Genomic DNA, 11,920 nt, shown 5'->3' with positions numbered 1-11,920 from the left:
TGGTGAACTTTTACTTTCAATTATTAATGATGTATTGGATTTCAGTAAATTTGAGTCGCAGGGCGTTTCTCTGAACCTAGAGGTTTTTGATCTTTCACAGTGCCTGCGTCAACTCTATCGTTTGATAAAACCGCGTGTGCAAGAGGGGGTTCAGTTTTCTATCTCGGGTGCTGATGAACCTATTTTTATCAATACCGACCCTAACCGCCTGTCACAAGTTATTCTTAACCTCCTATCTAATGCGGCAAAGTTCACGGAGCAAGGCCATATTGGGCTAAGTATGAGTATGCTAGGTGATGGGCAGTTGAAAATTCAGGTGAGTGATACTGGAAATGGTATTTCGGAAGAGAACCAAAAACGTTTATTTCAGGATTTTGTTCAGGTGGGTGATGATACGCAAAAGCATATGGAGGGGACGGGTCTAGGTCTGGCTATCACTCGTCGTATTGTTGAACGAATGGAAGGAGATATACAGGTATATAGCTCGCTTGGTAAGGGTACGACAATGGCTGTTTATCTGCCGGTTGAGCTTGTTGAAGAACCACAAACAGACCAAGACCCGGATATCGCAAGCAATTCACTGAACGATGTTGATTATTCTGCTGTACGGGTGCTGATTGTTGATGATGTTGAAATGAACTGTGTGATGCTCGAGGCATTACTAAATTCACTAGGTATCTCTAACTGCGAAGTAGAAAGGGACGGTCTTGATGCGGTGAATAGAATAAAACAGGACGATAATTTTGATATTCTCCTGATGGACGTACGTATGCCTATAATGAACGGTCTTGACGCGACTCGCCAAATACGTGAACTTGGATACGACAAACCGGTGATTGCGGTGACGGCAAATGCTTTTGAGGAAGATCAGGAAGGCTGTCTGGAGGCAGGTATGGAGCACTTTCTTGCAAAACCCTTACGCCTGGAAGATTTACAAAGTGTACTTAACAAAGCTCTGGCCAGTACTAATCCCTCCTTAAATTGATATAAATCCACATACGCTTAGTGTCTATATGATAAAGTTCTGGCATGTTTAGATAAGTCAGGGATTTTTTATGGGGCAGAGCGTTCCACACAATATTACCTTTTACGACCAGCGTGACCATCTGTTTAACGAGCTGCATACGCGCCCCTTTCCGGTTATTTCCTCTCCTGCCAGGGTTTCTCAATTATCGGTACTGCATCAAGTAGAGCAGACTGGCGTCGACTTTCGTTTAGGGGAATATCAGCATATATGTAACTTGTGTGCCCGCTATAGTGTTAATCCACCGACTGAAGAAGCTTCTTGCTACTATCAAGACTTCGGTGGTTTCGAGTTTCGCTGGGAACGTCATACCGAGTTTTCAACTTATACCTTTATTCATCAGTTAGAAAGTCAACCTTTTGAAAAGACAGGGCTTTCATTACTGCCTTCTGAGTGGTTGGAAGCGATTCCTGGTAAGGTGATTAGTGGTTTGCATGTCGAGGTAGAAGAAGAGCAATCTCATAATTATGAAAGCTCACAATCCGCCGTAGATGCCATGCGTAATAATTTTGAGGGGCATCGCTTACTAAGTTGCTTCGTTCGCGATAAACAGGCACAGGTTTGGACAGCGTACCGGATTCATAGTGACTCCATGGGGCGCTTTCTGATCGTTAATAAGGGCTTGAATCCTTGTCAGACCGGCCGCTTGGTGCGTCGAATATTGGAGTTGGAAACCTATCGAATGATGGCTTTGTTGTCGTTTCCGATTGCTAAGCAGACAGGGCCGAATATTCATCTAATGAACTTGAATCTGGCTGAGATCATTCAGAATATCACTGAGATTAAAAACCTTGATGACGAACGTCGTTTGATGGGAGCGTTGACCCACTTATCTGCGCAGATTGAACAGACAATATCGGAAACAAATTATCGCTTCTCAGCGACTGAAGCATACTACCATTTAGCGATGAGCAGGCTCGAAGAGTTAAAGGAAAGCGAGGTTTGCGGCTTACAGACACTGAGTGAGTTTCTAAGTCGTCGTTTAACGCCAGCTTACTTAACATGTGAAACCATAGAGAAAGATTTGGATGACTTGTCGCGCAGAATTGATAGAGCCAGTGAATTACTGCGAACGCGCATGAACCTCACAATAGAATCGCAGAACCAGAATTTACTGCAGTCCATGAACCGCCGTGGCAAGCTGCAGCTGCGTATGCAACAGGCTGTTGAAGGCTTATCTGTAGCAGCGATCAGTTATTATCTGGTTGGCTTGGTGAAGTACGTCGCAGAGTCTGCAAAATCAGGCGGCTTAATCGAAAGCAGCACGCTGGTTACCGGTATTTCAGTACCTTTTGCTATTGGTTTTGTGATGTTTGGTTTGGGACGAATGAAACGCAAGCTACATAAGGAAAATGAGAAACTGAAGGGAAATAATTAAATGGCTCTTAACCGAGTAGACCGTAGGCAGAGCCTTCCACGGCTCGCTGGCGGGTTAGCACGGAGAGTCCATATAAGGGGTGGAACCCTCTGCTTACGTTCGTTAAAAACTAAAAATTTCCAGCGATATTCTTCATGCGTTCAAGCATAGAGCGCAAGCCATTGCCTCGGGTTGGGCTGATATGACGCATCAGATCCATGTCATTGAATATTGCTTCAACATCTTTAGCGACGATTTCGGCAGGTGAGCGTGCATTAAGTGTCGCCAGTACAACAGAGGCAAGGCCTTTGACGATAATGGCGTCGCTCTCAATTAAAAAGAAAAGCTTGTTGCTGGCTTCGTCAAAGTTGTGAACAAGCCAGACTTGGCTTTGGCAGCCATGGACCAGGTTTAGTTCAGTCTTCTCTGCTTCAGGAAATGCCGGGAGTGATTTACCTAGGTCGATGATATATGCGTAACGTTCTTCCCAGTCATCCAGAAATTCGAAAGCCTCAAGGATATCGGCATCCGTAGTTTCGGTACCAAAAGGGTTGTTTTTAAACATGTCTGGATTAGCAGCTTGACTCATTAATACGACCTAAAGTGATAAACGATGATTCCGAGGGCGGGATTATATCATACAGATCGAGGCTTTCTTAAGGGGTGATTTTACCCTGTTAACATGCTGTATGTAGGTCGGGCTTTAGCCCGACAATGCAGGAACTTGGTATTAGTTGTGAGTTAGAGTATGCCTCGGAGATTGTCGGGTTGAACCGCGGCCTACAACATACCCAACTCTAATTTCGCTTCATCGGTGAGCATGTCGTTACTCCAGGGAGGGTCGAATACTAGCTCTACGCTGACTTTGTCTACGTTCGGTACTTGGCCAACTTTACGCTCGACATCGGCAATCATGGATGGCCCCATACCGCAGCCAGGGGCAGTGAGGGTCATGTTGATTTTGACTTCATTTTCTACAACTTTGCAGTCATAGATAAGACCGAGCTCGACCATATTAACCGGAATTTCAGGGTCATAGCATTCACGTAAGGCTTCCCATACCTGGTCTTTACTAACGCTGCCATCGGAGGGGGTTTCAAAACTGGATACAGCCACTTCTTTGCCTAGCGCATCAGCATCTTTGCCTTCAATGCGTGCAAGGTTACCATTGACTGCAACCGTATAAGTGCCTCCAAGCGATTGGGTAATGGTGACAAAAGAGCCCTTGGGAACCATGATCTCAGTACCGGCGGGTACTAGCCGGGCTTCACATTCACGGTTGGTGACAACTACTTCTCTTTCCATATCTTAAGACTCTTCAGTAACTGAAAAACTTTCACCGCAGCCACATTCGCCTGTGACATTAGGGTTCTTAAATTGAAACATTGAATTCAGGCCGACCGTGATAAAGTCGATTTGGGTGCCGTTCAGCATGGGTAAGTCTTTGTTAGGCACAAATAGCTGCAGAGAGTCGGTAATATTAAAGACTCGGTCATCCGTTTCAGGTGCTTCGCAAAGATCGGTTTCATACATAAAACCGGAGCAACCACTGGTTTCAAGATATAGGCGCAAACCTTTCTTATCAGGTGCTTTTTCAAGCTGCTTGGATATATGTGAAATTGCTGATTCACTCAGAGTGATTTCAACTTTCGGATCAAATGTTGCCAGAGACATAATGGTACCTATTAATGCTGTATCAAGCGAACATGCGCTGAATTTTTTCTAGCGCAACAAATAGCTGCTCGACTTCTTGTTCGGTATTATAAAAAGCAAAGGATGCGCGAGCCGTACCGGGGATTGAAAGATGATCCATTAGCGGCATTGCGCAGTGGTGTCCGGTGCGGATGCCTATGCCTTGCTGGTCGAGCAAGGTGCCGATATCGCTAGGGTGTAATCCTTCAATCAGGAAGGACATCACGGGTACTTTGTTTTTTGCTGTGCCGATGATTCTTAGCCCGGGTATCGTTGCAGCTAATTCATGGGCACGTGCCAGTAATTTTTGTTCGTGAGTTTCGATCGCTTCTCTATCTAAAGAGTCCATGTAGTCAATGGCTGCAGCTAAACCAATGGCTTCGGATATCGCTGGTGTACCGGCTTCAAATTTATAGGGTAGCTGGTTGAAGGTAGTCCTCTCAAAGCTAACGCGCTCTATCATTTCGCCACCACCTTGATAAGGAGGAAGCGCTTCTAAGCGAGCTTCTTTGCCGTAAAGCACGCCGATACCGGTTGGGCCAAATAATTTGTGTGAGGATAAAGCATAAAAATCACAGTCTAAAGCCTGAACGTCGACCTTGAAATGAGGCACTGCCTGGGCACCGTCGATAACGGTGATGATATTGGCAGCCTTTGCTTTTTCAATGATTTCTTTAACAGGGTTAATCGTGCCCAGGACATTGGATACGTGGGTGACAGCGATGACTTTGGTTTTCTCGTTAATCAACTCATCAACTTGGGAAAGTGATAGCTCACCGTTCTCGTCAAAATCGAGTACTTTAATTTGCGCACCGCATTTCTCCGCCGCTAATTGCCAGGGAACGATATTGGCGTGATGCTCCATGCGGCTAACGATGATCTCGTCACCAGGCTCTAGCTGACTTGCCAAACCGTTAGCAATCAGGTTAATGGCTTCAGTTGTTCCTTTGGTCCAAATGATTTCTTTGGTTGAGTTTGCATTGAGAAATTGACGAACTGTTTCGCGTGCACCTTCGAAACCAGCCGTTGCACGGTCACCCAAGGTGTGCGCGCCTCGGTGTACGTTGGCATTATCATGATGATAGTAGTTCGCCATGCTTTCGAGCACCGCTTCGGGCTTTTGTGCACTGGCGGCACTATCAAGGTAGATCAAAGGCTTGCCATTGACCTCTTGGTTTAGAATAGGGAATTGTTCTCTAATACTTTCAATATTCATTTATCACTCAATACCTTGATAGCTCTTTATGACGCAGGTGCACTAACGACGCGATCATTTAATCTAAAGGGTAACTTAACAGCTCTGCCAGTTGCTGCTCCCAGAAGTCTGCAATAGCTTCAATTGGGGCTGCCCGAACCACTTCCAATACAAAACCGAGGGTTAGCATCAGGCGAGCCTGTTCATGCGTTACGCCACGCGTTTTAAGGTAGTACAGTTCAGTTTCGTCTAACTGACCAATGGTTGTACCGTGAGCACATTTCACGTCATCGGCATAAATTTCCAGCTCGGGCTTGGAATCGATTTCAGCAGACGATGAAAGAAGAAGGTTCTTGTTACTCATTGAACCTAAGGTCTTCTGTGCGTCCGGGTGAATGTGAATTCGGCCATTAAAGACGATATGGGACTTATTGTCGGCAATACAACGGTAAGTCTCATTACTGGTGCAGTTTGGTGCAATATGTTCGATACAGGTATGGTTATCGTAATGCTGCTGACCGGTGGTGACAGTAACACCGTTAAGATCACACTCAGCACCTGCTTCTAACATCTGCACGTGCAAGTCGTGACGACCCACTTGGCTGCCCAAACCTAAAGAGTAGCTCTTGAAGTTAGCGTTACGATAGAGCGCGACACCGGTAAAACCGATTTGCTTGGCTGGCGTAGATTCAAGGTTCATACGCAAGTACTTTACATGAGCATTATCAGCAATACGCAGGTCACATACACTGTTAACAAGCCCTTGAGCACCTTCTTCGGCGTCAATGACGAGTTCTTCAATAAAGGTTGCTTCGGCATTTGCTTCAACGTTAATGAAAACGCGTGGCTGGCTCAGGCCGCTAGCATTGCTATGAAAAACCAACTTGAGTGGTTTGCCCAGTTGAGTATTCTTCGCAACGTTGATGAACAAGCCATCTTGCATCAAACCCGCATTCAGTTTTGCAAACAGCAAATGCTCTGCAGAATTACTTATGCTATTGGCGACAAGCTCGCACTCTTTCTCATCAAGAGAAGACAAACTTTTGATGGTGATACCCGCTTGTGACAAGGCATCAGCGTCATAGCTTGGCGCATTATTATTGGCGATCAGTATCGTGTTGCAATCAAGCTCGTAGCTCACTTGGTAGGGGGTAGCGATGGCCGTTGCTGGTGAAAAGCTTTCAGGAAGCTTCAAGTGCTTCGCTGAGTATTTCCAGGCTTCGGTTTTTCGGGTAGGCACAGCCGTTTGTGACAGGGCTGCCATACTTTCTTCGCTATATTTTTTCAGTGACTCGGGTAAGTCAGAAGACTTATTTAGACCGAAATCAATATCACTTAATAAGGTCATTACCGTGTCCCTAAGCTTTGTCTTCTTCGATGCCTAACCAGCCGTAGCCCTTTTCTTCAAGCTCAAGCGCGAGTTCCTTACCACCAGACTTAATAATCTGGCCGTTAGCAAGAACGTGAACGTAGTCAGGAACGATATAATCAAGTAAACGCTGGTAGTGAGTGACCATGACTACTGCACGCTCTGGTGAGCGCAGAGCATTAACGCCGTCAGCAACCACTTTAAGTGCGTCGATGTCTAGTCCGGAGTCGGTTTCGTCAAGAATCGCGAGTGATGGTTCAAGCATTAGCATTTGCATGATTTCATTACGCTTCTTTTCACCGCCAGAGAAACCTTCATTGACACCACGCTTCAAGAAAGATGGGTCTAGGTTAACTTGCTGAATCTTTGCTTTGGCTTGCTTCATGAATTCAGCCGCGTTCATTTCGTCCAGACCGCGGTGCTGGCGAATATTATTGATCGCAGTTTTCATAAATTGCAGGTTGCTAACGCCAGGAATCTCAACCGGATATTGGAAAGCTAGAAAGACACCTTCACGTGCTCTGTCTTCAGTTGACATGTCTAGCAAATCTTTGCTTTCGAAGTCGATACTGCCGTCTGTTACTTCATAAGCTTCATTGCCTGCAAGCACTTGCGATAAAGTACTTTTACCCGAGCCGTTTGGCCCCATAATCGCGTGAACTTCGCCTGCCTTCACTTCAAGGTTTAAGCCTTTCAGGATTTGTTTGCCTTCAACATTGGCATGTAAATTTTCGATCTTTAGCATTGTCTCTCTCTTTAATGCTTTTGGTCATCCCCGCCAGGGCAGGGGCCATTGTATTTTAATTGATTTAGAGTCTTATTAACCGACGGAGCCTTCAAGGCTGACTTCTAATAGTTTTGTTGCTTCGACAGCAAATTCCATCGGTAGCTCTTTAAATACTTCTTTACAAAATCCGTTAACGATCATTGATACTGCATGTTCCGCATCAATGCCACGTTGCTGACACAAGAACAGCTGGTCATCACTAACTTTCGATGTGGTGGCTTCGTGTTCAACGACTGCTGATTTATTCTTACTTTCGATGTAAGGGAAAGTGTGAGCGCCACACTTATCACCAATCAATAGCGAGTCACACTGAGTATAGTTTCGAGCGTTCTCGGCGCCAGGGCCAATACGAACCAAACCGCGATAGCTGCTGTCACTCTTACCGGCTGAAATACCTTTAGAAATGATAGTGCTTGAGGTGTTTTTACCCAAGTGAATCATTTTTGTTCCGGTGTCAGCTTGCTGGAAGTTATTGGTCAGTGCCACAGAGTAGAATTCACCAACACTGTTATCACCTCGCAAAATACAGCTTGGATACTTCCAGGTAATTGCTGAGCCGGTCTCAACCTGAGTCCAGCTAACCTTGGAGTTTTTACCGATACAAGACGCGCGCTTGGTCACAAAGTTGTAGATACCACCCTGACCATTTTCATCACCTGGGTACCAGTTTTGAACCGTTGAGTATTTGATCTCGGCGTCATCAAGAATGACGAGTTCCACAACGGCTGCATGAAGCTGGTTCTCGTCACGCATCGGTGCGGTACAGCCTTCAAGATAGCTGACATGGCTGCCTTCATCGGCAACGATCAATGTTCGTTCGAACTGCCCGGTGTTTGCTTCATTGATACGGAAATAAGTGGATAGTTCAAGTGGGCAGCGAACGCCTTTCGGGATATATACAAAGGAGCCGTCACTGAATACGGCAGAGTTAAGTGCCGAGTAATAATTGTCACGTTGGGGGACAACACTTCCTAAATACTTTTTGACTAGCTCGGGGTATTCGTGAACTGCTTCAGAAATAGGGCAGAAGATAACGCCAGCTTCCGTAAGCTTCTCTTTGAAGGTAGTACCGATAGAGACACTGTCGAAAACAGCATCAACTGCAACACCTGCCAAACGAGCACGCTCATGTAATGGTATGCCCAGTTTCTCGTAAGTTTCGAGCAGTTTAGGGTCGACTTCATCCAAACTTTGCGGCGCATCGTCCGGGTTTTTGGGAGCGGAAAAATAAGCGATGTCGTTAAAGTCGATTTCCGGGAAGTTTACCTGCTGCCATTCGGGTTGTTCCATATCCAGCCAGCTTTGATAAGCTTTCAAACGCCACTCTAGTAACCACTCAGGCTCATTCTTTTTTGCCGAAATACGACGAATGACATCCTCGTTTAATCCGGGTTCAAAGGTTTCTGACTCAATATCGGTCACAAACCCATGCTCATACTCTCGTTTAATCAGGTCTTTTACGGCCTTATCGGAGTCAGACATGCTTTTAAGCTCTCCCAAAAATAAGATATATCCGTTTGATAAAACAGGTTTTTTATCAAGCTGGTGTCATAGAATTTAGCGAATTATATAATAACCAAGTAATTTAGTCAGGTATTTTGATGCCACCTGAACAAAAAATAGTAAAAACGGTCAACTTCGATAAACTTCCAGAGGGCGCGTATTGTAGCTTTTTTTTCCAAAAAAATCAGATTTAGTACAATTAAAATACATTGCTTAGGCTAAGATAGGTATATATTCGGTAAGGAAGGAATAGATGGCTGTTTACACTCAATTGACTCGTTCACAAATAGACAAGCTTCTCGAGTCATATGACTTAGGTGAGCTTGTTGGCTTTAGCGAGATTAGCGCTGGTATTGAGAATACCAATTATTTTCTAGATACCTACCCAAAAAGCGGGGGCGAAGAAGCGGATAAAGGCGCCGTGAGGTATGTTCTTACTCTTTTCGAGAGCATGGAAAAAAACACTTTACCCTTTTTCAATGAGCTGACGACGCACCTGGCCCGAGAAGGTTTTAAAGTTCCTGCGCCAGTATTGACTAAGCAAGGCGAAGCAATTTTCGAACTTGAGCAAAAGCCTGGAATGATCGTTCAATGCTTGTCTGGTAAGGCAGTGGGCAAACCCAAGGTTACACAGTGTGAGGCGATGGCTGAATATCTGGCAAGTATGCACCTGGCTTTAAGGGACTTTCCAAGAAGTCGCCCTTTAGCGCGAGATAGCGATTGGATGTTGGCGCAGAAGGCGCTTTTGCAACAGAGTGCTATGCCAGAAGAAGACTTTGACTTACTAGAGCAGTCAATATTCAGATATAGCAATGAATATGGAAGTGCCACCCAAGACTGCCCTCAGGGTATCGTTCATGGCGACTTATTTCGTGACAATGTCTTGTTTCGGCGGGATGAGGTTTCAGGGGTCATTGATTTCTATCATGCCTGTCAGGCTACCTTGTTATTTGACTTGGCGGTGATGGCGAATGATTGGGCGTGGAATGCATCGAAAGGAGATTATGATGAGGGCTTGCTGAGAGCAATAACTCAGGCTTATCAGTCGCATCGACCCTGGACTGACAGGGAACGAGAGGTTTGGCCCAGGTGTCTTGAGCTTGGCGCCTTAAGGTTCTGGATTAGCCGTTTGGTTAGTTACTATCTGCCAGGTTATCAGCAACATTCTGTAGAGGGTGATACCGCCAAAAACCCGGATGAAATGAAGGCTATTTTACTTCGAGCGCAAGCGCTATAAGTAAAATAGCTAATTTCTTTACCGTATATCCTACTCAAACAAAGCATTAATGTTGGTGTTGAAACTAATATCAACCAGGTTCCAACCTTCTTGAGGCTGGTAGTAATTTAGTTCCCAAACTAAGGCGGCTGAAGGGTACTTCAGCAAATAGCTTATTTTATAGAAATGCTCCCCGACCGACTCTTGCTTCAAAAGTGCAAAGGAAAGCGGCTTGCCCTGACGTGCTTCAAGCATCTTCATATCGTGGGAGATCTTTTTGCCACGTTCCTCAAACTGCTCAGGACTGACGCCAATATAAGCAGACATAAGCGAATAAGCGCTGTCATATTCCGCTTGAACGACTTGGCTCATAAAGTAGTCACTGACTTTATTGATCTTATCTTTGCTGGCGAGAGGCTTGGCCAAACTTAGGCTGCTAAAAGTAATGAGTGATATGCAGCAGATTAATAAGCTGATTTGGCGCAAAGTGAGGTCCCCTATATTTAAGTAGTTAGTACTTTAGATTGTAGCAGAATGCTTAACTAGCGTCATTTGGCTGAGCTTCTTGGGTTTAAATAGTTCCTGGATTCATGCGCATTATTAAACTGACGATAGCGATCAAAGGGTGGGTAGCGGTAATGGACTTTTATTACCAATAACTTTGGTGCTCAGTTATGTGTTTTTCAGCATGGCTCTTATACTGAAGAAGTTTTATGTCGATTAATACTGAGTTTATTTTATGGCACTTTGGCACTTTGGCACTTGAAAGGAAGTTTGGACGAAACTGGGGCGGTCAAGAAAATACCCATCACTAAGTTTCCCTTTGTTATTGGCAGAAATAAGTCAATTGATATGGTTGTTCTGCGCTCTGGTATTTCTCGTGAACATGCCGAGATAATAAGCAAAGACGGTCGCTTATTTTTGAGAGACCTTCAGTCTACTAATGGTACTTTTGTAAACAAGCAGCGTATTAATAGTGAGGTATTATTGACTCACAACACGGTTATTCATTTTGCTCAATTTGATTTTATTTTAATAGATTCGGAGCATAAGTCTTCGGATGATGAAATGTTAACTGTCGTGATGAATGTTGATGAGGCCTTAGGGCTTCATGACAAGGAGTTTGCGGGGCGCAATGTGCTTAACGCTCCACCTGCCACTAAAAGAAACAATAAGCCTAAAGTGCAGGTTATGGAGGAATCATCTCATGAGAATGTGAAAGCGCATGAAAGGGAGAGTGTTGAGGCACAAACTGAAGAATCACTTCAAAGTCAAAATGCCTTATCTAAGCCGCGAGTTCAGGGTGATGAAAAAGTTTTTATACAAGGGCAGTGGGATGATTCAAACAGGCGCTTGCATTCGCGTAGGGAGGTTCGCTGGCCGGTGCTTGTGACCTTAAAAAGTCAGCAGACGATCCAGTGTACAACGAAAGATCTGAGTGAAGCAGGGATTGCGTTGACCTCACCGGTAAGCATTCAAGAGCGGGCTTTGGTTAAAGTTGATATCAATGCATTCTATAAAGGTCGTCGTTACGATATTACAGCGCTAGGAACGGTAAGGCATTCACTTATTACACCTGATGGCTTTATTGTAGGTGTTCATATAAAGAGTAGTCACCCTAAAAGCAGTGAGTTTCTAACAAAGTTTTCTAATCGAACAATATAGTGCTGAAGCTAACGCGATTGGATTTGATGCTGAAGGGATTGTCTGCACGAAAATATGTTAGCCTGTTGTAATAATTTACGGCCCCGAGAAGATAGGGGCAATAACTTGCGAG

At 44.8% G+C, this 11,920-nt stretch carries 12 protein-coding genes; 4 read left to right on the top strand and 8 right to left on the bottom strand.

Annotated features, from left to right (window positions below):
* A partial coding sequence (locus A3757_RS14410) for an ATP-binding protein (protein WP_156506328.1) occupies positions 1–985 on the top strand: 985 nt, incomplete at its 5' end.
* 70 nt (positions 986–1,055) lie between these two features.
* A complete protein-coding gene (locus A3757_RS14405) occupies positions 1,056–2,402 on the top strand; it encodes a DUF3422 family protein (RefSeq protein WP_068513152.1) in 1,347 nt (448 codons plus the stop codon).
* A 109-nt stretch (positions 2,403–2,511) separates the two neighbouring features.
* On the opposite strand, the gene A3757_RS14400 is transcribed toward A3757_RS14405, so the two are convergent.
* The 7 genes from A3757_RS14400 to sufB form a co-directional block, all read right to left on the bottom strand.
* Entirely contained in the window at positions 2,512–2,970 is a 459-nt protein-coding gene (locus A3757_RS14400; protein WP_068553456.1) for a SufE family protein, read from the bottom strand.
* A gap of 191 nt (positions 2,971–3,161) precedes the next feature.
* Entirely contained in the window at positions 3,162–3,686 is a 525-nt protein-coding gene (sufT, locus tag A3757_RS14395; RefSeq protein WP_068513147.1) for a putative Fe-S cluster assembly protein SufT, read from the bottom strand.
* Positions 3,687–3,689: 3 nt separating this feature from the next.
* On the bottom strand, positions 3,690–4,055 hold the full coding sequence (locus A3757_RS14390) for an iron-sulfur cluster assembly accessory protein (protein WP_068513144.1): 366 nt from the start codon (positions 4,053–4,055) through the stop codon (positions 3,690–3,692).
* A 22-nt stretch (positions 4,056–4,077) separates the two neighbouring features.
* On the bottom strand, positions 4,078–5,289 hold the full coding sequence (locus tag A3757_RS14385) for an aminotransferase class V-fold PLP-dependent enzyme (RefSeq protein ID WP_068513142.1): 1,212 nt from the start codon (positions 5,287–5,289) through the stop codon (positions 4,078–4,080).
* A 58-nt stretch (positions 5,290–5,347) separates the two neighbouring features.
* Positions 5,348–6,616 carry a Fe-S cluster assembly protein SufD gene (gene sufD / locus A3757_RS14380; RefSeq protein WP_068553455.1) on the bottom strand — a complete coding sequence of 423 codons (1,269 nt, stop codon included), beginning with the start codon at positions 6,614–6,616 and terminating at the stop codon, positions 5,348–5,350.
* A gap of 10 nt (positions 6,617–6,626) precedes the next feature.
* On the bottom strand, positions 6,627–7,382 hold the full coding sequence (sufC, locus tag A3757_RS14375; RefSeq protein WP_068513135.1) for a Fe-S cluster assembly ATPase SufC: 756 nt from the start codon (positions 7,380–7,382) through the stop codon (positions 6,627–6,629).
* A gap of 75 nt (positions 7,383–7,457) precedes the next feature.
* Positions 7,458–8,906, bottom strand: coding sequence for a Fe-S cluster assembly protein SufB (sufB, locus tag A3757_RS14370; protein WP_068513132.1), 1,449 nt, complete (start codon positions 8,904–8,906; stop codon positions 7,458–7,460).
* 274 nt (positions 8,907–9,180) lie between these two features.
* Here sufB and A3757_RS14365 point away from each other — a divergent pair, with 274 nt between their 5' ends.
* The gene (locus A3757_RS14365) at positions 9,181–10,164 is read left to right on the top strand and encodes a homoserine kinase (protein WP_068513130.1); all 984 of its coding nucleotides are present in this window, start codon (positions 9,181–9,183) and stop codon (positions 10,162–10,164) included.
* 30 nt (positions 10,165–10,194) lie between these two features.
* On the opposite strand, the gene A3757_RS14360 is transcribed toward A3757_RS14365, so the two are convergent.
* Complete coding sequence (locus A3757_RS14360) at positions 10,195–10,569, bottom strand: hypothetical protein (protein WP_156490281.1); 375 nt, start codon at positions 10,567–10,569, stop codon at positions 10,195–10,197.
* A 336-nt stretch (positions 10,570–10,905) separates the two neighbouring features.
* Here A3757_RS14360 and A3757_RS14355 point away from each other — a divergent pair, with 336 nt between their 5' ends.
* Positions 10,906–11,808 (top strand): FHA domain-containing protein, encoded by a 903-nt coding sequence (locus A3757_RS14355; protein ID WP_156490280.1) that lies wholly within the window; start codon positions 10,906–10,908, stop codon positions 11,806–11,808.
* Positions 11,809–11,920 lie beyond the last annotated feature (112 nt).

The organism is Oleiphilus sp. HI0117 (assembly GCF_001635235.1).
Note: the sequence above shows the minus strand (reverse complement) of the source record. Positions and strands in the feature narration are given on the sequence as shown.

Bases quoted from the DNA above. Each gene is read 5' to 3' on its own strand.
- A3757_RS14400 (WP_068553456.1), bottom strand. From the start codon at position 2,970: ATGAGTCAAGCTGCTAATCCAGACATGTTTAAAAACAACCCTTTTGGT.
- A3757_RS14385 (WP_068513142.1), bottom strand. From the start codon at position 5,289: ATGAATATTGAAAGTATTAGAGAACAATTCCCTATTCTAAACCAAGAG.
- A3757_RS14365 (WP_068513130.1), top strand. From the start codon at position 9,181: ATGGCTGTTTACACTCAATTGACTCGTTCACAAATAGACAAGCTTCTC.
- sufB (WP_068513132.1), bottom strand. From the start codon at position 8,906: ATGTCTGACTCCGATAAGGCCGTAAAAGACCTGATTAAACGAGAGTAT.
- A3757_RS14405 (WP_068513152.1), top strand. From the start codon at position 1,056: ATGGGGCAGAGCGTTCCACACAATATTACCTTTTACGACCAGCGTGAC.
- A3757_RS14390 (WP_068513144.1), bottom strand. From the start codon at position 4,055: ATGTCTCTGGCAACATTTGATCCGAAAGTTGAAATCACTCTGAGTGAA.
- sufC (WP_068513135.1), bottom strand. From the start codon at position 7,382: ATGCTAAAGATCGAAAATTTACATGCCAATGTTGAAGGCAAACAAATC.
- sufD (WP_068553455.1), bottom strand. From the start codon at position 6,616: ATGACCTTATTAAGTGATATTGATTTCGGTCTAAATAAGTCTTCTGAC.
- sufT (WP_068513147.1), bottom strand. From the start codon at position 3,686: ATGGAAAGAGAAGTAGTTGTCACCAACCGTGAATGTGAAGCCCGGCTA.